Below are 22,508 nucleotides of genomic sequence, written 5' to 3' on the forward strand. Positions count from 1 at the left end.
TTATCCGACCTCTTTCATAGCATTTTGAAGTTTGTTGAGTTTGGCGCGAATGGATGTGTCGATCATCCGCGAACCGACCTTGACGACGAGTCCACCGATCAGGCTTTCGTCCACGGTCGTGTCAATCTTGATGTCCTGGCCAATGGCTGACTTGAGCGCCTTGGCGAGTTCCTTTTTCTGTTCATCGCTCAGCGCCTTGGCGGAACGCACCTCCGCCGTCACCTCACCGCGCTCCTGTGCGATCAGGCCGCGGACCGATTTGATCATGGCCGGCAATACGAACAGGCGGCGCTTGCTCGCCATCAGCGCAAGTGTGTTAGCGACGAGCGAGCCCAGCCCCATTTTCTCGGCTATTGCCGAAATCGCGGAACCCTGCTGGGTACGGGTATAGATCGGTGAGGAAATAACGTCCCTCAGATCCGCGCTTTCGTCCAGCGCGGCGGACAGTGCCTCGATGTCACCCTCCAGCCCGTCAATACCTTTGGCGTCCTTGGCCAGTTCGAACAGTGCCGTGGCGTAGCGGCCTGCAATCCCGGATGTAAGAGAAGCGGTATCTGACACGTTCACCCCGTTTGTGGTTGAAGCCGGATCGTCTTCGCAAACCAGCCGTGCGGATGCGTCGCCACACCCGATGAAATCGGCGCGGTGATAGCAGAGCCTCTGTCATGTGGCAAGCACGCATGGCGGAACGAAGAGGAAAGCAGAGACCAATATAGCAAGCGCTTTGGCCGAGATCACATCCACCTGCGACGCTTTGCGCATTTCATTTTGTTGCAACAAGTGAAGATCGGCGAATCTTCGGCGCAGATACGGCCCGGTGAGCCCGATAGTTATGCCGTTTCTACTATGTCAGTATGTCTTGGATGTGTCCGGCGGGCGCAATCGCCCGCCGGTGTATCAATAAGGCGTTATTCTTTCACGAGGCCGAGCTGCCGCAGGTAGCCCATGTGGCTCTCGACCAGGGCTTCGGCTTCCGGTGATGTCGCGAACTCGGGCCAGGAGGCCTGCGCCGCATCACGGAACGCCTGACGGTCTTCCTCGGCCCAGTTGTAGAGCGTCACGCCCTGTTCCTGAAGTTCGGCCGCCGCTTCCGCGTTCTTCTTCTCGAAGGTCAGCGCCGTGCGCAGGGCAAGGCTCTCCATCGCCACGTTCATGATCCGGCGATGCGCCTCGGGCATACCGTCCCAGACCTCCTTGTTGCAGGCGAGGTGATCGGACGGCATCGAGTGGAAACCGGGATAGTTGGCATGTTTCACGATATCATACAGGCCGAGACCCTGGTTGTTGGCGAGGCCAGAAGCGTCGGCACCGTCGATAATCCCGGTTTCCAGCGCCGTGAAGATCTCGGTGAAGTCCATGACAATCGGCGATGCGCCGAGCTTTTCAAAGATCTTGGTTTCCATGCCCGGGGGCGAACGGAATTTCCAGCCCTTGAAGTCTTCCGCCGTGCGGATCGGTTTGGACGAGGCTAGGCTTTCCTGGCCGTAAAGCCACCAGCCGACGAGCTGCATATCGTACTTGTTGTAGAGCTCCTGCGCCGCTTCCAGACCGCCACCGTAATACAGCCAGCTCAGCTGCTGATACGGAGTGTCGTAACCGCCCATGATATCGCCAACGAACTGGAATGCAGGGTTCTTCCCGGTCTGGTAAGCGCCACCGGTCATGTCGCAATCGAGAATGCCGGTCGCCGCCGCGTCGAACGTCTCGACGGATTTCACCACGGAGGAGGCATAGAACATTTCGATGGCAATATCTCCGCCGGACATGGTCTGAACGTTGTCGACGAATTCTGCCGCCAGTTGGCCAGAGGGCGTTTCGGGTGCGTAGTGCGTCTGGATGCGCAACGTTGTCGTCTGCGCCGATGCGACACCGGCAAGTGCAGCCAGCCCGAATGCCGCTGTCGTCGCCAGAAGCGACTTGGTAATGGATTTCATTTTGGTCTCCCTAGTGTTTTCAATCGTTTTGTCACCGCCCGTTTATCGGGCTTGTCGCCTGCCGCGAGGGCGGTTTGAGCGAAGGCGAAGCGTTGTCCGCCAGCCTGCCCGCAGGTTCAACTGCAACGTTTCAAAAAACAATACCCTGTAATCGGGAATTTGCGAATATCGCTGCATTTGCCCAAGACATCCTACAGAAAAATGTGCCGAATGGTGGAATTTGGCACTCCGCGTGATTTATCCAGCCGGCGATCGCTCACGGGGTTTCCGCCGCATCGCCGACTTGGGGAACGGCAGAACTCTGCCAAGTGCGGGCTTTGGTTTCGGCTTGGTCAGACCCTCCAGCACCTCGAGCGGCCCCGGCACGGTAACCGGCGTGCCGCGCTTGGGTGTCGCGTAGACCTGCTTGGTGGCCTCTACCATCAGTGCGCCCGCGAAGATCTGGGCATCCATTTTCAGTCCCAGCCGTTCCCAGATTCCTGCGGTCCGTAGCCAGAAACGTTTGTGGCTCGGCGGTGAGTACAATGCCGCTGCATGCCGCTCCGCCAAAAAGTTGTGTCCCCGCAGCAACGTCTCGACCTGCCCGAAACTATAAGGCCGGCCATAACCGAAAGGCGTCGCATCGCGCCGAGCCCAGGCTCCGGCACGGTTCGGCACGATGAAGATCACCTTGCCGCCCGGCGCCAGCACGCGGTAAATTTCCGCCAGCAACGCATCCGCACGCTCACAGGTTTCCAGGCCGTGCGCGACGATCAGCCGGTCCACGTATCCGGCAGGCAGCGGCCAACTCGTCTCTTCCACCAGCGCGGAGTGGTTCGCCTCTCCCGGTGGCCACGGCATCACACCCTGTTGGCCGGGCATCAGGCACATCACCCGTTCGGAATCCGCCAGGAAAGGCCGCAGAAAGGGTGCGGCGAAGCCGAAACCGGCCACGACCATACCGCGCGTATCCGGCCAAAGCCGCTTCAATCCCGCCTGAAGGTTGCGCTGAGCCACCCTCCCGAGCTTGGTACGGTAGTAAAACGCCCGCAGATCAACTACGTCGAGATGCATACAGCCCTCATGCTACGCCCAAGGAGGTTCAAATGGCTCCGACGATCCTAACCATCACCTGCCGCACAGACAACTACGCCTTTCTCATCCACGATGAGGACACAGGCGAGACCGCATTGGTGGATGCACCCGAGGCCGCGCCGATCATCGCCGCGCTGGAGGAGAAAGGCTGGAACCTCGACACCATTCTCATCACCCACCACCATCCCGACCATGTCGAAGGCGTCGATGAACTGCGTCAGCGCTACGGCTCGAAGGTCGTCGGCGGCAAGGCGGATGCGCACCGTCTGCCCGCTCTCGATGTCGCTGTTGCCGAAGGCGACAAGATTACAGTTACCGGCCACCCGGTGCAGGTGATCGACGTCTCCGGGCACACCGTCGGCCACATTGCATTCTACATGCCCGCAGCCTCTGCCGTCTTCACCGCCGACAGCCTCATGGCGCTTGGTTGTGGCCGCCTGTTCGAAGGCACCGCAGCGCAGATGTGGGAAAGCCTCTCGAAACTCGCGACCCTGCCGGACGACACCACTGTCTGCTCCGGCCATGAATACACAGAGGCGAATGCCCGCTTCGCGCTTACCGTCGACCCCGGGAACGAAGCGCTGAAAGCCCGCGCCCACGCCGTCGCCGCTGCGCGCGCCGTGCACGAGCCGACCGTGCCATCAACTCTGGCGGAAGAAAAGGAAACGAACCCGTTCTTGCGTGCAGCCGACCCGGACATCCGTGCCTATCTCGACATGGAAGATGCCACGGATGTCGAGGTCTTCGCGGAAATCCGCAAGCGCAAGGACAACTTCTGACAACGCGCAGACGCACTCCGTGCGAACGCTGACATTCATGACAGCCGGTATTCGCACCGGGCAAGAACTGTTGCCCGCGTCACACACCTGCCGGCATTCACTCCGGGCTCCCGCCACGCCGCGGGGCTCGTGACAACCGCGGAATTTCCGGACGCCGCTCTTGTCAGCAGCGTTTTCCGCTCACATATTGACCCTGTAATCAGGGATCCGCCGTGTTGACAGTCTGATTTTTTTTGCGTCGTTCTGCCTGTAAATCCGGCAAACCTTCCGACCAATGGCTCAGGCGCAAAAAATTGCCTTGAAGCGAACGGAATAAACCCGAAATTATGTATTGAGGTCGCACACTGACCCATCGCACCGGGTATCCCCCCTCCGCGATGAGAATGAGGAGAGAAGCAATGCCTTCTTTTTCGAGCACGCTGGAATCCGCCATTCACCAGGCCCTTGGCCTCGCCAACGAACGCAGGCATGAGCTGGCGACGCTGGAACACCTGCTGCTGGCTCTGGTCGACGAGACCGATGCGGCCCGCGTGATGAATGCCTGCGGCGTGAACCTCGATGAACTTCGCGGCACGCTGACGAAATTCCTCGACGAAGAGCTTGAGAGCTTGGTTTCCGACATCGACGGTTCCGAGGCCGCGCCCACAACTGGCTTCCAGCGCGTGATCCAGCGCGCGGCGATTCACGTGCAGAGTTCGGGCCGTACCGAGGTCACCGGCGCCAATGTGCTCGTCGCCATTTTCGCGGAACGCGAGAGTCATGCCGCCTACTTCCTGCAGGAGCAGGAGATGACGCGCTACGACGCGGTCAACTATATCTCCCACGGGGTCGCGAAAGATCCCAGCTTCGGTGAGAGCCGGCCCGTGCAGGGTGCTGAAGAAGTTGCGGATCAGGCGGAAACCGGCGGCAAGGAGGCGGAGGAAACCGCGCTCCAGAAATATTGTGTCGACCTCAATGCCAAGGCCCGTAAGGGTGACGTTGATCCGCTCATCGGCCGCGACCATGAAGTGGAGCGCTGCGTCCAGGTTCTCTGCCGTCGTCGCAAGAACAACCCCATCCTCGTGGGCGATCCCGGCGTTGGCAAGACCGCCATCGCCGAAGGCCTCGCCCACAAGATTGTCAACGGCGACACGCCCGGCGTCTTGTCCGAGACCGTCATCTATTCGCTCGACATGGGCGCCCTGCTCGCCGGCACCCGCTATCGCGGTGACTTCGAGGAGCGGCTGAAAGCCGTGATGAAGGAATTGGAGGATCATCCCGATGCCGTTCTCTTCATCGACGAGATCCACACGGTGATCGGTGCTGGCGCCACCTCCGGCGGAGCAATGGACGCCTCCAACCTCCTGAAACCCGCCTTGCAGGGCGGCAAACTGCGCTGCATGGGCTCCACCACCTATAAGGAATATCGCCAGCACTTCGAGAAGGACCGGGCGCTCGCCCGCCGTTTCCAGAAGATCGACGTCAATGAACCCACGGTCGATGACGCCATCAAGATCCTGCGCGGCCTGAAGCCCTACTTCGAACAGCACCACGACATTCGCTACACGAATGAGGCGATACGCACGGCAGTGGACCTGTCCGCCCGCTACATCCATGATCGCAAACTGCCCGACAAGGCCATCGACGTGATCGACGAGGCCGGTGCGGCCCAGCACCTCGTGCCGGATTCCAAGCGCCGCAAGACAATCGGTGCCAAGGATATCGAGGAAGTCGTAGCCAAGATCGCGCGCATTCCGTCAAAGAATGTCTCGAAGAACGACAGCGAAGTGCTCAAGGATCTGGAGGGCGCACTCAAGCGCGTCGTCTTCGGTCAGGATACAGCAATCGAGGCCCTGTCTTCCGCAATCAAGCTCTCCCGCGCCGGATTGCGGGAGCCCGAAAAGCCCATCGGCAACTACCTCTTCGCCGGCCCTACCGGCGTGGGCAAGACGGAAGTCGCCAAGCAGCTTGCGGACACCCTTGGTGTGGAACTGCTACGCTTTGACATGTCCGAGTATATGGAGAAGCACGCGGTCTCCCGGCTCATCGGCGCACCTCCGGGCTATGTCGGCTTCGATCAGGGTGGCCTTCTGACGGATGGGGTCGATCAGCACCCGCACAGCGTGCTGCTGCTCGACGAAATCGAGAAGGCGCACCCGGATGTCTACAACATCCTGTTGCAGGTCATGGACCACGGCAAGCTGACGGACCACAACGGCCGCACGGTCGATTTCCGCAACGTGATCCTGATCATGACGTCGAACGCCGGCGCCGCTGAATTGGCCAAATCCGCCATCGGCTTCGGCCGCACGACCCGTGAGGGTGAGGATCAGGCCGCGATCGAGCGCCAGTTCAGCCCCGAATTCCGCAACCGCCTCGACGCGGTGATCAGCTTCGGCGCCCTGCCGAAAGAGGTCATCCTGCAGGTGGTGGAGAAATTCGTGCTGCAACTCGAGGCCCAGCTGATGGACCGCAACGTCTCCATCGAGCTCACCAAACCGGCCGCTGAATGGCTGGCAGACAAGGGTTATGACGACCGCATGGGCGCCCGCCCGCTCGGCCGCGTAATCCAGGAGCACATCAAGAAGCCCCTGGCCGAGGAACTGCTCTTTGGCAAGCTCGCCAAGGGAGGTGTCGTGCAGGTCGGCGTGAAGGACAACAAACTCGACCTCCGGATCGAGGAACCGGGCGCACCGCGGATCACCAGCAAGAAGCCGCCTCTGCTTACGGCGGAGTAAAATTGCCGCGTCGGCAATAGATTTATTGCCGACGCAGCCACTCTTTTTTAATCAACGTCGAATATCTCGCGCATTATCTGGAACTTTATTTTCGACTGGAGCTCTTCAAGATCAGATAAGTCTAGTTGCTTATGTATCATCCGGTGACAGGTCGGGCACAGAACCAAAAAATCTTTGGGGATTTTGTACCTTCGAGTTTCACCCTCCTGAAGAGACCTCAATGATACTGAATGATGAACCTCTAAGGGTGTGTTTATGTCGCGCCCGAAGTATGAATAATCCAATTTTGGGTTTATACCGCATCCTTCACAAATAAAACCACGCTCAGCTAGAACTCTAACTCTGACATCATTAGATCGTTCAATTCTACGCGACAGGACATATCGCCTCGTTTCTTCAACGTCGGCCGTTCCAGAACTTGCGTGCATTTGATCCGATGGATCAGTCCCGCCCCTGTCGACAAGAGCTTCGTACGCTCTGAACATTTGGGCCAGGTCATTTTTAAACTGACTTTTTGTCAAATCCGACCTGTTGTAGGTCCGGCCAAACGCATGTCCCGCCTGGTAACCAAGAGGAAGGTCATCCACGGATGACAAGTCGATTCTGCCAAAGTCAAATGAAGAAGCAAAATCGGGGATCCTTTCACAAATATCTCTCGCTCTCCTCTCAAGGATCCGCCGGCCACGCGTGTGTCCGAACTCTTTGTAAATTGCTGTAGCGCCCTGATTGAGCGACAAAACAACTTGTTCTCGTTGAGCGTTAACTAGGTATACGACATAGAATCCAGAAGTTGCCGATGTCGTTATTAAAGGATCAAAAAACGCCAACCAAGGTACTGAGGCCCAGTTTCCAGCACCAACACTGGATTTCACCTCAAAATCATACGGCAAAAAGGTTAGGAATTTTTTAGCCTCAATCGGGATATCGTGTCTAACCCAATTCCCAAAATCACTTCCCGCAAACGGTTTGGTCCTTTCTGCTGCATACCGAACCGCCAGTTCTGAAAGTTTCTCACCCAACATCACAGAGTTCCTAATTGTTTGAATTTTCTTAAATCTTTAGAGATTTTGGACGCAGGTTTCTGAAACTCTTCACCCCCGCCCCCACGGCCCATGCTGCCCACTCCGCCCGTCGAACCGCTCGAACCCGTGCGCGCCGAAGAAGTCCCTCTGCCCCTGAATCATGTTCGCGGTCCCCCGCGCCGTCCGCATGGTGTCGAAATAGGCCAGCCCCGACGCCAAAGCAGGCATCGCGATGCCATTGCGGGCCGCCAGAGAGACAACACGCCGTAATGCGCGATGGTGCGTCTTCAGGTGGTCGGCGAAATAGCCCGCGAACATCAGGTTGCGGTTTGGGTCTTCGCCCAGCGCCCATGCCATGTCATCCAGCATCGTCGAGCGGATGATGCAGCCAGCCCGCCACACCTTGGCGATCTCGGGCAGCGGCAGATCCCATCCGAATTGTTTCGAAGCCGCCGAGATCATCGCAAAGCCCTGCGCATAGCACAGGATCTTGCCGGCGATCAGCGCACCCTCCAGCATCTCCATGGGCAGGTCCTTGGCGATCCGTTCCGGTGCCGGGCCGAACAGAGCCTCGCCCGCCGCCCTCTCGTCACGCCGCGATGACAGGTTTCGCGCCACCACCGCGGCCTCGATCGCCGGGATTGGTGCGGCCAGGTGCTGCGCCTCGATCGCTGTCCAGCGTCCCGTTCCTTTCTGGCCTGCGGCATCAACGATCACTTCCAGCATCGGCTGCCCGCTTTCCGGGTCCACAGCCTTTGCCACCTTTCCTGAAATCTCGATCAGGTAGCTCTGGAGCACGCCGTCGTTCCACCGTCCGAAGATATCGCCGATGGCCGCCGCATCCATGCCCAGCCCGTCGCGCATCATGCCGTACACTTCGGCGATCATCTGCATGTCGGCGTACTCGATACCGTTGTGGACGGCCTTCACGAAATGACCAGCACCCTCTTCACCCATCCAGGTGGCGCAGGCTTCCCCTTGGTGATCAGCCGCGATGGCGCGCAGGATATGCGCCACCCGGTCCCAGTACTCCCGCTTGCCGCCGCCCATGATAGAGGGGCCGAAGCGCGCGCCTTCCTCGCCACCGGAAACGCCGATACCTAGGTACGGCAGATCGCCCGCGTCCCTTGCGCGCCGGTTGGTATCGTGGAAATTGGCATTGCCCGCGTCGATGATCATGTCGTCCGGGCCGAGCAATGGCCGCAGTGCCGCAATCTGCTGGTCCACGGGGTCGCCCGCCGGCACCATCAGGATGATCGCCCGCGGTTCCGCGACGGCGGCAACAAGGTCTTCCAGGCTCTCCGTCGGCACGATCTGTTCTGCCAGGTCCTCCTCATCGGAATCGGCATGAAACTTCCTCGTCACCTCCGTCGTCCGGTTCCATACAGCCACGCGAAAGCCGTTATCGGCGATATTGGACGCCAGCGCCGCCCCCATGGTCCCCAGTCCGATCAGCCCGATTTCCGCCTTTTCCATGGGAGAGTCCTTTCGTTTGATGGTCTTGCATCCCTGATCTAAGCAAATTTTTCTGCCCGCGCATCCCCATATCGCAGGCGCCTTGTCCCGCTTCCGGGCGCCGCGGCGCCGTGTACATGCAGCGACAAAGCCAGCTTCCCATTGCTCCTCCTCCGCGATAAGAGGGGCAAACCCGTGCTCAGAGCCAGGCCAACGCCAGAGAAAGCCGATGCAAGACGTGACCCGTACATCACCGGAGCCCCAGCCCGGCATCCTCGACATTTCGCCCTATGTCGCTGGCAAATCCCATGCCGATGGCGCGAACGAGGTCACGAAGCTCAGCTCCAACGAAAACCCTCTCGGCCCGAGCCCTGCCGCCAAGAACGCCGTGCGCGAGGCTGCGGAAACGCTGGAACTCTATCCCTCGTCGGATCATGCGGGTCTGCGTGCCGCAATCGCCCGTGTCCACGGCTTGGATGCGGCGCGCATCATCTGCGGTGCTGGTTCGGACGAAGTCATCGCCTTCCTTTGCAACGCCTATGCCGGGCCGGGAACGGAAGTGATCCATACCGAGCACGGCTTCGCCATGTATCGCATTTCCGCCTTGGCCGCCGGCGCGACCCCCGTAGAGGTGCCGGAAAAGGCGCGCACGCTGGATGCGGAGGCGATCCTCGCGGCCGTCACCCCGTCCACGCGCCTCGTCTTCCTCGCCAACCCCAACAATCCGACAGGTACCATGGTGGCGTCGGAGGTGCTGGAGGCACTGGCCGCGGCCCTGCCGGAAACCTGCCTTCTGGTAATCGACAGCGCGTATTCGGAGTACGTCGAAGGCTATGATGGCGGAGCTGCGCTGGTGGACGCTCACCCGAACGTCGTGATGACCCGGACTTTCTCCAAGATCTACGGTCTCGGCGCCCTTCGTATCGGCTGGGGATACGCTTCTGCCGAAATAATCGATGTGCTCAACCGCATTCGTGGCCCATTCAATGTCTCCGCGCCGGCTCTGGTCGCTGCCGAGGCGGCAGTGGAGGACCAAGGGTATGTCATCCGCTGCCGGCAGGCCAACGCTCAGTGGCGCGGCTGGATGGTGCAGGAGTTTCGCGCCCTCGGTCTATCAGTCGACGAGCCTTTCGCGAATTTCGTCGTGCCGCGCTTCGCCAGCCGCGAACAGGCCGAGGCCTGCGAGGCACACCTGCGCAGCCATGGCATCCTCGTCCGCCTCGTCGCGGGCTACAATCTGCCCGAAGCTCTGCGCATCACCGTCGGCGACGAGATCGCCTGCCGCAAGGTCGTCTCCCTGATCGGCGAATTTCTGAAACAGACCTCATGATCGAATACAAGCACGTTGCACTCCTCGGCCTGGGCCTCATCTCCTCTTCCATTGCCCACGCCCTCCGCCGGGCAGGCTTTGACGGTAAGATCGTCGGCACCGCCCGATCCGCTGCCACGCGGCAACAGGCAGCTGCTCTCGGCTTCTGCACCCGCATTGCCGAGACAAATCGCGAAGCCGTAACCGGTGCCGATCTCGTCATCATCTGCACGCCGGTCGGTGCCATGGGCGGCATCGCCGCCGAAATCGCGCCGGCCCTCTCCCCTGGCGCCACCGTCACCGATGTCGGCTCCGTCAAATGCCGGATCATCGAAGCCGTCTCCCCCCACATCCCCGACGGCGTCGACTTCATTCCGGGCCACCCTCTTGCCGGAACGGAGCACTCCGGCCCGGCAAGCGGTTTCGCCGAGTTGTTCGACAACCGCTGGTGCCTGCTCACGCCACTGGAGGGCACGGAAACCGCAGCGATCGAGCGCCTTGGCACCTTCTGGCAGGCTCTCGGCTCGCGCGTCGATACGATGGATCCGTCCCACCATGATCTGGTCCTCGCGGTCACCTCCCACGTTCCGCATCTCATCGCCTACACGATGGTCGGCGTCGCGGATGACCTTCAGCGCGTCACAGAAAGCGAGGTCGTCAACTACTCGGCCGCCGGTTTCAGAGATTTCACCCGCATCGCCGCCTCCGATCCGACGATGTGGCGCGATGTCTTCCTCAACAACAAGGAGGCGACGCTGGAAATCCTGGGCCGCTTCACCGAGGAGCTGTTCGCCCTGCAACGCGCCATCCGGACAGGCGATGGCGATCACCTGCACGATTACTTCACCCACACCCGCGCCATCCGTCGTGGCATCATAGACGCCGGCCAGGATACCGCCGCCCCCGATTTCGGTCGCTTCGTTGCCGCCAAGCTGCCGCCAAAGGAGCCTTCTTGAATGCATCGCGTCCTCGCAGCCTTCGCCGTTCTTCTCTCACTCTCCGCCTGTGGTGATCGTTCCGCGGAAATCCTTGCCCGGGCTCTCAACCTCCCGGCGGATGTCTCTTCCATCTGCGACATGCCGGACATGCTGGGGCTGGAGATCGACGATATCGGCAAGGGCAGTGGCGGCTGCGGCATCTCCGATCCGGTGAAAGTCTACGCCGTGGGAGGCATCAAGCTTGCCGCTCAGCCACGCCTAAACTGTCGCACCGCGCTGGCCCTCCACTCATGGGCAACGAACGAGGCGCAGGAAGTGGCGAAGGACAACGGCGTCGTGATCACCGAAATGCGTGTCGTCGCCGGCTATGCCTGCCGCGGCCGCAACAACCGCCGCGGTGCGCGGCTGTCGGAGCATGCGAAGGGCAACGCCGTCGACATCGCCGGTTTCACATTTTCGAACGGCGACAGGGTAACGGTGCTCGGCAACTGGAATGGTCGCAAGTACGGTCGGATGATGAAGGCTCTGCATGCCTCCGCCTGCGGTCCGTTCGGCACCGTCCTCGGCCCGAAATCGGACGCTTTCCACCGCGACCATTTCCATCTCGACACCGCCGACTACCGTTCCGGCGCCTACTGTCGCTGACGCGTTCCGCCACATCCTTGAATTTAAAGACGGTCAGTTCGCCGTTCGCTGATATCATTGGCGGTGAATACGACGAATCGATCAGCCAAGGACTCAGCCCATGCGGTTCCCAGCCAGAATTATCCGCATATCCACCCTGTGCATCGCTTTGGGGATGTCGACAGCACTAGTCGCTGTTTTCGCGATGCCGGAGGCAGCCATTGCCAAGGGCAATGACGGCGGAAACGGAAATGGGAACGGCGGCAACAAGGGGGGCAACGGGAAAGGCAAGGACAAGTCTGCCAGCGCTCGCGGCAATGGCAACGCCAAGGGCAAATCAGGCACGATCAACTGGCCTTTCGGCGGCAACAGATCCGCCACCCGGTCCAATAACGGCAATTCAGGCGGCAAGACTAAGACCGTCATCCGTGGTCAGGGTAACGGCCCATCCCGCCTCGCGGTTGCAACATCAGATCGCCCTGTCACTCGCCCGCGGCCATCTCGCACTGTGGACCCTGTCGTAGATGATTCTGTCTTGGACGATCCGATCTTTGACCCTGAACTCGTGGCTGCGCATCCGTCCGAACTTGGCGCATTGAACGCAGCACACGCGTCACCCAACGGCCTCGCGAATGCTGCGCCGAACTCGCGTGTCGGCCGCATCGCCGCCTACCGTGACGCAGCGCTGGAAGGCATTGAAATCAACGATGACCTCGCCGCTGCTCGCGAAATCCTCGATGGCATGGATATTCCCGATCGCACCGCCGATGACATCGGCGAAGATCTGGCCACTGCCCGGGCAGAGCGTCGTACCCTTCGCGAGAATCTCGATCAACTCCGCGAGGATCTGGAGGCCGCCGGCGGTTCGGATCCGGACATTGAAGTCGAAATTACCTCCACTGCGGAATCCCTGCGCGACGCCAACGGCGAAATCCGCGACCTTCGGGATGAACTGGACACGGCATCAACCTACGAGGGCCTTGTCGACGAGGTCGATGAACTGGAAGACATTGCCGGCGACCAGCGCGAACTGGAACGTTCACTCCTCGAAGCCGCCTCGAACAAACCGGTGACCGACAGCGTCGAAGTCGCCGTCCGCGAACTGCTCGGCCTCGACTGAAATCAGTGCGCGCCTGAAGTTGATGGCTATTCAACTGGCGCGCGAAGCTCTAAGGCATCGGGAAAAGGATTCTCCCGATGCTTCGCCTGCCCGCCGTGTTCATCGGCCCGGCTCTTGCCGTGTTCGCCAGCACGCTCCTGTCGCTCAACGATGTGGTGATGAAGGCGCTATCCGGCGCCTATGCATTGCATGAGATCGTCTTCATCCGCAGCGCCATCGGCTTTATCCTCATCCTCGTCGTCTACGTACCGCTCGCCCGGACGGGCCTGGCCGCAATCCGCACCAGGCGGCTTGGCCTCCAACTCATCCGCGCCGCCTGTGTCTTCTTCGCCAACATCACCTTTTTCCTCGGTCTCGCCGCCCTGCCCCTGGCCGATGCCGTCTCCATCTTTTTCGTCTGTCCGTTCCTGATCACCATATTCTCGGTGGTCTTTCTGGGTGAATCCGTCGGGCCCCGCCGCTGGGCCGCTGTTTGTGTCGGCCTTCTCGGCACCGTCATCATGATGCGCCCCGGCACCTCCGCCTTCCAGCCCGCCTCCCTGTATCCACTCGCAGCGGCCTTCGCCTACGCCACCCTGCAAATCCTTACCCGTGTGATGCGCGGCAGCGAAAACGCCATCTCACTGACGTTCTACATCCAGCTTTTCTTTCTCGTGGCCTGCGCGGCCATCGGCCTGACCATGGGCGACGGCAAATGGGCGGCACAGGAAGATCCCTCCCTCGCCTTTCTCTTCCGCGCATGGACGTGGCCTCCGCTCGCCGACTTGCCCGCGATCCTCGCCATCGGCCTCCTCACGTCCGTCGGTGGCCTGTGCATCTCCGAGGCCTACCGCCGTGGCGAAGCCGCCCTCATCGCGCCCTATGAATACCTGGCCCTGCCGCTTGCGATCGTCTGGAGCATCACATTCTTCGGAGAGTGGCCGGACGCGCTGGCGTGGCTCGGCATCTCGATGATCCTCGCCGCCGGTCTCTACACACTCTGGCGGGAGCAGCGGATTGCAGCCACCCGGTCCTCATCCGGCCCCGGCTGAAGACTAAAGGTTGTCCTTCAGCAGGATCTCGATCCTGATCTTTTCCTGAGAAGCCACGAGTTCGCGCTTGTCGCATTGTGCCTTGAGGATACGGATTGCACTGCGCACCAGGTGCCCGGGATCCTGCGTGATTACGGCATCCAGCGTACCATCCAGAAGTGCCGCCTCCGTCACTTCCGTCCGCTCATGGGCAACGATCACCATATCCGCGTCACCGCCCGCTGCACGGATCGCCTGCAAGGGCATCCGCGCCTCGGAACTCATGATGTAGGCGCCCACGACATTCGGAAAGTCTCGCAACGTCTGGCGCACGATTGCCCCTGTCCGCGCATCGTCGCCGTAGCTTTCCAGTGATGGAAGCACGCGTAAGCCCCGGAAGTCCTCCATCACCACCCGGTCGAACCCCAGCCGCCGCTCGAGGCTGTTTCGCGCCTGCATGCTATCCCCGATGATCAGGATGTCGCCGCGGCGACCGCCCAGAAACCGCCCCATCAGCCGTCCTGCCGTCGCCCCCGCCGCCCGGTTGTCGATGCCGACAAAGGCCCGGCCCTCACTATTCGTCTGGTCGGATATGAACGGAATCGTGTGAATGCCCCGCTCCTCCAGCCGCCCGATGGCATCCCGGATCTGTGGCGTCTCAGGTGCCATAAGCGCCACCCCATCCAGTATATCCGCCGTGAACCCTGCCAGCCGTGCCGCCAGCCCGTGCGCATCGTGATCATCCACCCGCACCACGTCGAGTTGCACAGCCTCCGAGGCAAAGCCCACCCCCGCCTCCTGAACTCTCACCAGAATTTCCTTTAGGAAAAGTTCTTCGGAACGGGGCAACACGAAGGTGAACCGATAGTTTCGCCGGCGGGCAAGGTTGACCGCCGCGAGATTGCGCACAAAGCCGATCTCGGCAATCGCCTCATTGACCTTTGCTACTGTCTTGGCTTTGACCCCGGGCCGACCATTCAGGACGCGATCAACCGTAGCCAGGCTCACACCCGCAGCAATCGCCAGATCCTTGGCCGTCGGTCGCACGCTTCTCCGCCCTCTCGAATTTGCCCCGCGAAAGACCTTCTTGCATCCCAAACGGACGGTTAGCAACCATTTTGAGGTGCGCACGTCATTTTTATCTTGCAATGAAGGACGCACCTCATTTAGCTAAACTCCATAAAGAGTCGCAGCGGTAAAGCATGCGGCAAACATGGGAGGACTAACGAATGAAACGCAGACTTCTGCTTTCCACTGCCGTGCTGGGTGCGCTCTCCGCTGCCGGAACGTCTCAGGCCGCCGACCTCACTCTCTGCTGGGCCGCTTGGGATCCTGCCAACGCCCTTGTCGAACTCTCCAAGGAGTTCGAGGCGGAATCAGGCCACACGATGAGCTTCGAATTCGTGCCCTGGCCGAACTTCGCCGACCGTATGCTCAACGAACTCAACTCCGGTGGCCAGCTCTGCGACCTGCTGATCGGCGACAGTCAATGGATCGGCGGCGGCGCCGAGAATGGCCACTACGTCAAGCTGAACGACTTCTTCGAGGCCGAGGGCATCAGCATGGACGATTTCGCCCCAGCGACGGTCTATGCCTACTCCACATGGCCGAAGGGCACGCCAAACTACTACGCGCTGCCGGCCATGGGCGACGCCAACGCCTGGTTCTACCGCCGCGACTGGTTCGAGAACGAAGAGATCAAAGCAGCCTACAAGGAAGCCACGGGCGACGACCTGCGCGAACCGCAGAGCCAAACGGAACTGCTTCAGATCGCCCAGTTCTTCCAGGGCCGCGAAATCGACGGTCAGACCCGCTACGGTGCCTCGATCTTTACCGAGCGTGGCTCCGAGGGCATCACCATGGGCGTCACCGGCGCACTCTACACATGGGGTTTCAAATATGAGAACGAGCCCGGCTCCTACGACATGGAAGGCGCCGTCAACTCGCCGGAAGCCGTAGAGGCGCTGGAATTCTACAAGGAACTCTACGAGACTGCCACGCCTCCGGGCTATTCCGACAGTTACATGGAACAGTCCCTCGACGCCTTCAAGTCCGGGCAGGTTGCTATGGCGATGAACTGGTTCGCCTTCTTCCCCGGTCTCTATGCCGATCCCAACACCGGCGGCGACAACATAGGCTTCTTCGTCAACCCGCCACAGAACCAGGCCGGTTCCACCCTCGGCGGGCAAGGCATCAGCGTCGTCTCCTATTCGGAAAACAGGGATGCCGCGCTTGAATACATCAAGTGGTTTGCCCAACCGTCCGTGCAGGCCACGTGGTGGGAACTCGGCGGCTACTCGGCCCACAACTCCGTACTCAACGATCCGGGCTTTGCCGACAGCGCACCGTTCGCGGGCGACTTCCTCGAAGCAATGAACGACGTGCAGGACTTCTGGCAGGAACCGGCCTATGCCGAACTGCTGCTGGCGATGCAGAAACGTGTGCATGACTATGTCGTCGCCGATCAGGGTACGGCCCAGGAAGCACTGGACAAGCTGATCGAGGACTGGACGGAAGTCTTCGAGGACGAAGGCAAGCTCTGAGCACGCTCCACTGAACCCAACCCCGGCCGCATCACCTCCACCGGCCGGGGCAGACCCCAGACGCCCGTCCGGCGCCATCAGCCACCCGCGCCGCAGGAAGGACCACCATGGCCACCCCCGTGAAACCAATAAGACGCGCCAAGGGGCTGTCGGACCGCGCGATCGCCTGGGTCTTCGTCGCTCCCTCCATCTTCCTCCTGCTCGCGGTCAATATCTTTCCGCTGATCTGGACGATCAATCTCAGTTTCACCGACTTCAAGGCCAACCGGAACCGCGATGTCGAGTACATCGGCCTGCGCAATTACGAGCGGATCCTGACCGACAGCGACACATGGCTGACGATGCAGGCCACGGCCCACTTCCTCTTCTGGACGATCTTCTTCCAGGTGCTTATCGGCTTCGCGCTCGCCTTCCTGATCAACAAGAAATTTCGCGGCAACGACCTGTGGACAACAATCATTGTCCTGCCGATGATGCTATCTCCCGCCGTCGTGGGCAACTTCTGGACGTTCCTCTACCAGCCCCAGATCGGCCTGTTCAATTACATGGTCACCTTCTTCACCGGCGGCGATCCCTCTTCCTTCTCGATGATCGGCGAGGTGGCGCTGGCACCCTGGGCGATCGTCATCGTCGACACGTGGATGTGGACTCCCTTCGTCATGCTGATCTGCCTCGCCGGTCTGCGCTCGATCCCCGGCAGTATCTACGAGGCGGCAGAGTGTGACCGAGCCAGCAAATGGCGTCAGTTCTGGACAATCACCATCCCGATGGTCCTGCCCTTCCTCATGCTGGCGGTGCTGTTCCGAGGCATCGAGAATTTCAAGATGTTCGACCTCGTGGTCCAGCTCACCGGCGGCGGGCCTGGCTCAACCACCGAGGTCACATCCATCAACCTCAAGCGTGAAGCCTTCGAGAAATGGCGCACCGGCTACGCCTCCGCCTACGCCGTCATCCTCTTCGTCACCGTCTTCGGCCTCGCGTCGATCTACGTGAAGGCGCTGAACAAGGTGAAAGACAGATGAGCTTTTCCGTCACCGAACCCTCCAACAGCCAGAAATGGATCGCGGGCATCCTCGTCATCGGTTACGCCCTCATCACCATCCTGCCGCTCATCTGGATCATCGCCACCGGTTTCAAGTCACCGTCCGACGCCATTGCTTATCCGCCCAAGGTGATCTTCGAGCCGACCCTGGAAGGCTACGTCAACCTCTTCACCACCCGCACCCGCGTGACAGACGAGACCCTCGCCGCCCTCGGTCCGCCGACCACATGGTACGATGCCATCGTCCGCCAGTATGACATGATCATCGCCGGGCCGTCGCGCTACGGAGAGCGCTTCCTGAACTCGGTGATCATCGGCTTCGGCTCAACCTTCCTGTCGGTATTCCTCGGCACCATCGCGGCCTATGCCTTCTCGCGCTTCCGCGTTCCCCTGAAGGACGACCTGCTGTTCTTCATCCTTTCCACCCGGATGATGCCACCGATCGCCGTCGCAATCCCGATATTCCTGATGTTCCGCCAGCTTGGTCTCAACGATACCCACCTTGGCATGATCATGCTCTACACGGCCGTGAACCTGTCGCTGTCGGTCTGGTTGCTGAAAGGCTTCATCGACGAGATTCCGGTAGAATATGAAGAGGCGGCCCTGATCGACGGCTACACTCGCTTCCAGGCCTTCTACAAGGTGGTGCTGCCCCAAGCCGCCACCGGCATCGCCTCCACCGCGATCTTCTGCCTGATCTTCGCGTGGAACGAATACGCCTTCGCCGTGCTGCTTACCTCCGGCACTGCTCAGACGGCACCGCCCTTCATCCCCACGATCATCGGCGTCGGCGGGCAGGACTGGCCCGCCGTCGCCGCCGGCGCCACACTCTTTCTCGTGCCGGTCATGGTTTTCACCATCCTGCTGCGCAAACACCTCCTGCGCGGCATCACCTTCGGAGCGGTGCGCAAATGACCTTCATCTTTCTCCAAATATCCAATCACACCGTCTGCCACGGCGAAGCGCTGAAGATTTCATGCCTCCGGCGGGGATATTTCCGGAAAAATGAGAGGGCGGCGCCATGAACGCCTTTCTCTCTGGCCTTCTGCACCTGCGCCGTGGCCCCTGGGAAATGGTCGCGACCATCCTCATCGCTCTCGGTGTGCTGATGCTGATGCAGCCCTTCCTGCTGATCGCCTACACCTATTCCTTCATCGTCACGCTGATCGGTACCGTGATGTTCATCATCGTCAGCCATTTCCCGGAGTAGCGCGTGGCCCAGATCATCATCCGTAACGTCCGCAAGGAATTCGGCTCCTTCACCGCTGTGCAATCCTCCAGTTTCACAGTCGAGGACGGCGAGTTCTTCATGCTGCTCGGCCCATCCGGCTGCGGCAAGACCACGACCTTGCGCATGATCGCGGGGCTGGAGCTGCCGACTTCCGGCGAGATCTTCATCGGCGGCGAGGAGGTCGGCCAGAAACCCGCCTCCGAGCGCGACATCGCCTTCGTCTTCCAGATGTTCGCGCTCTACCCGCACATGAATGTTCGCCGCAACATTTCCTACCCGCTGGTCAGCCAGGGCATGGGCAAGGCAGAGGTGCGCAAGCGCGTCGACGAGGTGGCGCGCATCCTCGGCATCGAAAGCATCATCGACCGGCCCGTCGGCGGCCTGTCGGGCGGCGACCGGCAGCGCGTAGCGCTGGGGCGTGCCATCGTGCGCGACCCCAAGTGCTTCCTGATGGACGAACCGCTCGGCGCGCTCGACGCCGAATTTCGCGAGCACATGGCCGAGGAGTTGCGTGCCCTGCACGACCGGATGGGCGCGACCACGATCTATGTCACCCACGACCAGCTCGAGGCCATGCAGATGGGCGACAAGATCGTCGTGATGAACCACGGTGTGGTAGAGCAGTTTGGCACGCCGCAGGCGATCTACGACTGGCCTGCCACCATGTTCGTCGCCGATTTCATCGGCTCGCCGCCGATGAACTTCCTGCGTTTCGACGGCACCGCTGCCGAGGCCGCCACCAGCCTCACCTTGGGCGATGCCGCCATCGCGATGCCCGCGCTCCGCTCCGGCGCCTCGGGCAGCCTCGCCCTCGGCGTCAGGCCAGAGCATGTGCATCTGTCCGACGCCGCGCCCTACAAGGGCCGGATCATTGCTACCGAGTATCTCGGCACCACCCAGATCGTCACTTTCGACACCGCCAACGGCGAACTCAAGGCGCGCATCCCTTCGGGCGCTCACGCCAATGTGGGCGAAACCACAGGCCTGGATTTCGACGCCCGCACGCTCACGGTGTTCGACGTGAAGTCCGGCAGCGCCCTGCGCTCCGCCGGCAATGAGGGAGTGCTCGCTCATGGCTGAAGTCACCCTGAACGGCATCACCAAGCGCTTCGGTGCCGACACGGCACTCGACGACGTGACCATGACGATCCCTGACGGCGCCTTCGTAGTGCTGCTCGGCCCCACCGGTGCCGGCAAAACCACGACCTTGCGCATGGTATCCGGCCTCGACCGGCCCGACAGCGGCTCCATCACCATCGGCGACGAGGATGTGAAGACGCTGACGCCGGCGGAGCGCAACGTCGCCATGGTGTTTCAGCAGTACTCCCTCTACCCGCACCTCACGGTCCGCCAGAACCTCGAGTTCCCGTTGAAGTCTCCGCTTCTGCGCACACCGAAGGCGGAGATCGACGCCAAGGTCGTGCGTGTCGCCGAAACACTGCAGATCTCCCACAAGCTCGACAACAAGGCTACCCAGCTTTCGGGCGGCGAAATGCAGCGCGTCTCCATAGGCCGGGCGCTGGTACGCAACCCTGCGATCTTCCTGATGGACGAGCCGCTGTCGTCGCTCGACGCCAAGTTGCGCGCCGACCTGCGCATCGAGCTGAAATCCATACAGGCCAACACGGGCGCCACGTTGCTCTACGTCACCCACGACCAGATCGAGGCGATGACGATGGCCACCCATGTCGGCGTGCTTGATCATGGCCGCCTCGTTCAGTTCGGCTCGCCGCGTGAACTCTACGAGGACCCGGTCTCGATCTACGCCGCCTCCCGCCTCGGCCAGCCGCGCATCAACATCCTGCCTGCCGACATCTTCGGTGCGGCGCCAGCGGGCGCCACCCGCATCGGCCTGCGCCCCGAGCATATCATCCAGGGAGAAGGGCAGGAGGCGCGCGTCGTGCGCGTCGAACATCTCGGTGACCAGACGCGCCTTCACCTAATGTTCCGGGAGCATCCGATCGTCACCGTCTCGGATGCCCACACCACCCTGAACGAGGGCGATGCCCTCAGCATCCGCCCCGAGAGTGCCTACTATTTTGACGCCGCCGGCAACCGCATCCGTGTGAGGACCCAATGACCCAGTTCATCAACGCCAGGGAAAACATCGTCACCGAAGCCATCGACGGCCTGCTGATGACCAGCGGCGGCACCTTGGAACGGCTGGACGGCTACCCGCATATCCGCGTGGTCACCCGTACCGGCTGGGACAGGTCGCGCGTCGCTCTCGTGTCCGGCGGCGGTTCGGGGCATGAGCCAGCTCACGCCGGTTTCGTCGGCGAGGGCATGCTGACCGCTGCGGTTTGCGGCGACATCTTCGCCTCACCCTCGGTCGACGCGGTACTGGCCGGTATCCTCGCCGTCACCGGCCCTGCCGGCTGCCTGTTGATCGTCAAGAACTACACGGGCGACCGGTTGAACTTCGGTCTCGCCGCCGAACGCGCCCGGGCCTTCGGCCTCTCCGTCAGCATGGTCATCGTTGATGATGATATCGCCCTGCCGGATCTGCCGCAGGCCCGCGGCGTCGCCGGCACGCTCTTCGTCCACAAGATCGCGGGGGCCCTCGCCGAACAAGGCGCCGACCTCGCCACCGTCACCGAGGCCGCGACGCGCGTGATCGAGGGGACGAAGTCGATCGGCATGTCACTCGATACCTGCACCGTCCCCGGTGCCGCCAAGGAAGACCGCATTCCCGCCGGCAAGGCCGAACTCGGCCTCGGCATTCATGGCGAGGCCGGGGTGGAGCAGATTCCCTTCGAAAGCGCAGCCCAGGCACTCGGGGAAGCCACGAAGAAACTGGCCGCCACCATGGACGACGCCCCGCATGTCGTTCTGCTCAACAACCTCGGTGGCACCACAGTGCTCGAGATGAGCCTGCTCGCACAGGAACTCGCCAACTCCGCCCTCGCCCCACGGCTTGCCCATATCGTTGGTCCAGCGTCGATGATGACCTCGCTCGACATGCGCGGATTTTCCATCTCCGTCTGCCCGCTCTCGCCAGCGGATTTGGCACTTCTCGAATCACCGGTGCCGCTGCCCGCCTGGCCGGGCTGCCGGCCGCTATCCGCCGTCACCACCCGCGCCCTGCCCGACGGGCTGACACCGATCAAGCCACTCGCGTCACCGCATCCGCAGACTGCTGCATTCCTCGTCAAGTGCTGCGACATCCTGATCGCCGCCGAGAAGGATTTGAACGCACTGGACGCCAAGTCCGGCGATGGTGACACCGGCTCAACCCTCGCCGGTGCGGCACGGGCGCTGAAAGATGCGATGGACAGGCTGCCGCTTGCGGATCACACCCAGCTTTACCGCGCGATCGGTCAGGAACTCAGCCAGACGATGGGCGGTTCTTCCGGCGTCCTGCTTGCCATCTTCTTCGCCGCCGCAGGCGATGCCGCGGCCTCCGGCCAGAGCCTCGTCAACGCGATGCGTGCGGGGATGGCCCGAATGCAGGAAATCGGCGGCGCCCGACCGGGAGACCGGACAATGATCGACGCTCTCTCCCCTGCCCTCGACGCGCTCGAGCAGGGCATCCCCGCAGCCGCCGCCGCCGCCCGCGAGGGGGCCGAGCACACGGCCACACTGGAACGGGCACAGGCCGGGCGCGCCGCCTATGTGAACCCGGAGCAGTTACGCGGCCATGTCGATCCCGGGGCAGAAGCGATTGCCCGGCTGTTTGAGGGTCTGACCACCTGAAATCGCGCGAAAAG

20 protein-coding genes are annotated in these 22,508 nt (G+C 61.5%); 14 read left to right on the forward strand and 6 right to left on the reverse strand.

The features are described 5' to 3' along the window. The 3 genes from GO499_RS14075 to GO499_RS14085 form a co-directional block, all read right to left on the reverse strand. Positions 1–567 (reverse strand): F0F1 ATP synthase subunit delta, encoded by a 567-nt coding sequence (locus GO499_RS14075; RefSeq protein ID WP_161862765.1) that lies wholly within the window; start codon positions 565–567, stop codon positions 1–3. A gap of 341 nt (positions 568–908) precedes the next feature. After that, positions 909–1,934 (reverse strand): TRAP transporter substrate-binding protein, encoded by a 1,026-nt coding sequence (locus GO499_RS14080; RefSeq protein ID WP_161862766.1) that lies wholly within the window; start codon positions 1,932–1,934, stop codon positions 909–911. Positions 1,935–2,171: 237 nt separating this feature from the next. Next, a complete protein-coding gene (locus GO499_RS14085) occupies positions 2,172–2,987 on the reverse strand; it encodes a class I SAM-dependent methyltransferase (RefSeq protein ID WP_161862767.1) in 816 nt (271 codons plus the stop codon). A gap of 32 nt (positions 2,988–3,019) precedes the next feature. On the opposite strand from GO499_RS14085, the gene gloB reads away from it, so the two are divergent. Beyond that, entirely contained in the window at positions 3,020–3,787 is a 768-nt protein-coding gene (gene gloB / locus GO499_RS14090) for a hydroxyacylglutathione hydrolase (protein ID WP_161862768.1), read from the forward strand. Between the two features lie 398 nt (positions 3,788–4,185). Then, on the forward strand, positions 4,186–6,504 hold the full coding sequence (gene clpA, locus GO499_RS14095; RefSeq protein ID WP_161862769.1) for an ATP-dependent Clp protease ATP-binding subunit ClpA: 2,319 nt from the start codon (positions 4,186–4,188) through the stop codon (positions 6,502–6,504). A 47-nt stretch (positions 6,505–6,551) separates the two neighbouring features. On the opposite strand, the gene GO499_RS14100 is transcribed toward clpA, so the two are convergent. Together GO499_RS14100 and gndA are read right to left on the reverse strand one after the other, a co-directional pair. After that, positions 6,552–7,526, reverse strand: a complete 975-nt coding sequence (locus GO499_RS14100) for an MrcB family domain-containing protein (protein ID WP_161862770.1) — start codon at positions 7,524–7,526, stop codon at positions 6,552–6,554. Positions 7,527–7,595: 69 nt separating this feature from the next. Further along, positions 7,596–9,002, reverse strand: a complete 1,407-nt coding sequence (gndA, locus tag GO499_RS14105) for an NADP-dependent phosphogluconate dehydrogenase (RefSeq protein WP_161862771.1) — start codon at positions 9,000–9,002, stop codon at positions 7,596–7,598. A gap of 208 nt (positions 9,003–9,210) precedes the next feature. On the opposite strand from gndA, the gene hisC reads away from it, so the two are divergent. From hisC to GO499_RS14125, 5 genes are all read left to right on the forward strand, one after another. After that, on the forward strand, positions 9,211–10,311 hold the full coding sequence (hisC, locus tag GO499_RS14110; RefSeq protein ID WP_161862772.1) for a histidinol-phosphate transaminase: 1,101 nt from the start codon (positions 9,211–9,213) through the stop codon (positions 10,309–10,311). After that, positions 10,308–11,246, forward strand: coding sequence for a prephenate/arogenate dehydrogenase family protein (locus tag GO499_RS14115; RefSeq protein WP_161862773.1), 939 nt, complete (start codon positions 10,308–10,310; stop codon positions 11,244–11,246). Before hisC ends, GO499_RS14115 begins: the two co-directional genes overlap by 4 nt. Next, positions 11,247–11,873, forward strand: a complete 627-nt coding sequence (locus GO499_RS14120; RefSeq protein WP_161862774.1) for an extensin-like domain-containing protein — start codon at positions 11,247–11,249, stop codon at positions 11,871–11,873. 100 nt (positions 11,874–11,973) lie between these two features. Next, positions 11,974–12,972, forward strand: coding sequence for a hypothetical protein (locus GO499_RS19785; protein WP_284154753.1), 999 nt, complete (start codon positions 11,974–11,976; stop codon positions 12,970–12,972). Between the two features lie 77 nt (positions 12,973–13,049). Beyond that, positions 13,050–14,003: a DMT family transporter gene (locus GO499_RS14125; protein ID WP_161862775.1), complete on the forward strand. Its 954-nt coding sequence runs from the start codon at positions 13,050–13,052 to the stop codon at positions 14,001–14,003. A gap of 3 nt (positions 14,004–14,006) precedes the next feature. Here the strand turns inward: GO499_RS14125 and GO499_RS14130 are convergent, their stop codons facing one another. Continuing rightward, positions 14,007–15,029: a LacI family DNA-binding transcriptional regulator gene (locus GO499_RS14130; RefSeq protein WP_161862776.1), complete on the reverse strand. Its 1,023-nt coding sequence runs from the start codon at positions 15,027–15,029 to the stop codon at positions 14,007–14,009. 182 nt (positions 15,030–15,211) lie between these two features. Here GO499_RS14130 and GO499_RS14135 point away from each other — a divergent pair, with 182 nt between their 5' ends. From GO499_RS14135 to GO499_RS14165, 7 genes are all read left to right on the forward strand, one after another. After that, on the forward strand, positions 15,212–16,525 hold the full coding sequence (locus GO499_RS14135) for an ABC transporter substrate-binding protein (protein WP_161862777.1): 1,314 nt from the start codon (positions 15,212–15,214) through the stop codon (positions 16,523–16,525). A gap of 107 nt (positions 16,526–16,632) precedes the next feature. Next, positions 16,633–17,547, forward strand: coding sequence for a carbohydrate ABC transporter permease (locus GO499_RS14140; protein WP_161862778.1), 915 nt, complete (start codon positions 16,633–16,635; stop codon positions 17,545–17,547). Beyond that, positions 17,544–18,482, forward strand: a complete 939-nt coding sequence (locus GO499_RS14145) for a carbohydrate ABC transporter permease (RefSeq protein ID WP_161862779.1) — start codon at positions 17,544–17,546, stop codon at positions 18,480–18,482. The genes GO499_RS14140 and GO499_RS14145 overlap by 4 nt, the downstream gene beginning before the upstream one ends. A 106-nt stretch (positions 18,483–18,588) precedes the next feature. Further along, the gene (locus GO499_RS14150; RefSeq protein WP_161862780.1) at positions 18,589–18,777 is read left to right on the forward strand and encodes a hypothetical protein; all 189 of its coding nucleotides are present in this window, start codon (positions 18,589–18,591) and stop codon (positions 18,775–18,777) included. A 3-nt stretch (positions 18,778–18,780) separates the two neighbouring features. Beyond that, complete coding sequence (locus tag GO499_RS14155; RefSeq protein ID WP_161862781.1) at positions 18,781–19,878, forward strand: ABC transporter ATP-binding protein; 1,098 nt, start codon at positions 18,781–18,783, stop codon at positions 19,876–19,878. Beyond that, entirely contained in the window at positions 19,871–20,878 is a 1,008-nt protein-coding gene (locus GO499_RS14160) for an ABC transporter ATP-binding protein (RefSeq protein WP_161862782.1), read from the forward strand. The genes GO499_RS14155 and GO499_RS14160 overlap by 8 nt, the downstream gene beginning before the upstream one ends. Beyond that, a complete protein-coding gene (locus tag GO499_RS14165) occupies positions 20,875–22,494 on the forward strand; it encodes a dihydroxyacetone kinase subunit DhaK (RefSeq protein WP_161862783.1) in 1,620 nt (539 codons plus the stop codon). The genes GO499_RS14160 and GO499_RS14165 overlap by 4 nt, the downstream gene beginning before the upstream one ends. The last annotated feature ends 14 nt before the right edge of the window (positions 22,495–22,508 follow it).

It is taken from the genome of Algicella marina, from assembly GCF_009931615.1.
In the GTDB taxonomy this organism is placed as follows: Bacteria; Pseudomonadota; Alphaproteobacteria; order Rhodobacterales; family Rhodobacteraceae; genus Algicella; species Algicella marina.

Coding starts and splice junctions, on each gene's coding strand:
- GO499_RS14165 (WP_161862783.1), top strand. CDS start 20,875: ATGACCCAGTTCATCAACGCCAGGGAAAACATCGTCACCGAAGCCATC.
- clpA (WP_161862769.1), top strand. CDS start 4,186: ATGCCTTCTTTTTCGAGCACGCTGGAATCCGCCATTCACCAGGCCCTT.
- GO499_RS14135 (WP_161862777.1), top strand. CDS start 15,212: ATGAAACGCAGACTTCTGCTTTCCACTGCCGTGCTGGGTGCGCTCTCC.
- GO499_RS14145 (WP_161862779.1), top strand. CDS start 17,544: ATGAGCTTTTCCGTCACCGAACCCTCCAACAGCCAGAAATGGATCGCG.
- GO499_RS14080 (WP_161862766.1), bottom strand. CDS start 1,934: ATGAAATCCATTACCAAGTCGCTTCTGGCGACGACAGCGGCATTCGGG.
- gndA (WP_161862771.1), bottom strand. CDS start 9,002: ATGGAAAAGGCGGAAATCGGGCTGATCGGACTGGGGACCATGGGGGCG.
- GO499_RS14160 (WP_161862782.1), top strand. CDS start 19,871: ATGGCTGAAGTCACCCTGAACGGCATCACCAAGCGCTTCGGTGCCGAC.
- GO499_RS14100 (WP_161862770.1), bottom strand. CDS start 7,526: ATGTTGGGTGAGAAACTTTCAGAACTGGCGGTTCGGTATGCAGCAGAA.
- GO499_RS14150 (WP_161862780.1), top strand. CDS start 18,589: ATGAACGCCTTTCTCTCTGGCCTTCTGCACCTGCGCCGTGGCCCCTGG.
- hisC (WP_161862772.1), top strand. CDS start 9,211: ATGCAAGACGTGACCCGTACATCACCGGAGCCCCAGCCCGGCATCCTC.
- GO499_RS19785 (WP_284154753.1), top strand. CDS start 11,974: ATGCGGTTCCCAGCCAGAATTATCCGCATATCCACCCTGTGCATCGCT.
- GO499_RS14085 (WP_161862767.1), bottom strand. CDS start 2,987: ATGCATCTCGACGTAGTTGATCTGCGGGCGTTTTACTACCGTACCAAG.
- gloB (WP_161862768.1), top strand. CDS start 3,020: ATGGCTCCGACGATCCTAACCATCACCTGCCGCACAGACAACTACGCC.
- GO499_RS14140 (WP_161862778.1), top strand. CDS start 16,633: ATGGCCACCCCCGTGAAACCAATAAGACGCGCCAAGGGGCTGTCGGAC.
- GO499_RS14115 (WP_161862773.1), top strand. CDS start 10,308: ATGATCGAATACAAGCACGTTGCACTCCTCGGCCTGGGCCTCATCTCC.
- GO499_RS14125 (WP_161862775.1), top strand. CDS start 13,050: ATGCTTCGCCTGCCCGCCGTGTTCATCGGCCCGGCTCTTGCCGTGTTC.
- GO499_RS14120 (WP_161862774.1), top strand. CDS start 11,247: ATGCATCGCGTCCTCGCAGCCTTCGCCGTTCTTCTCTCACTCTCCGCC.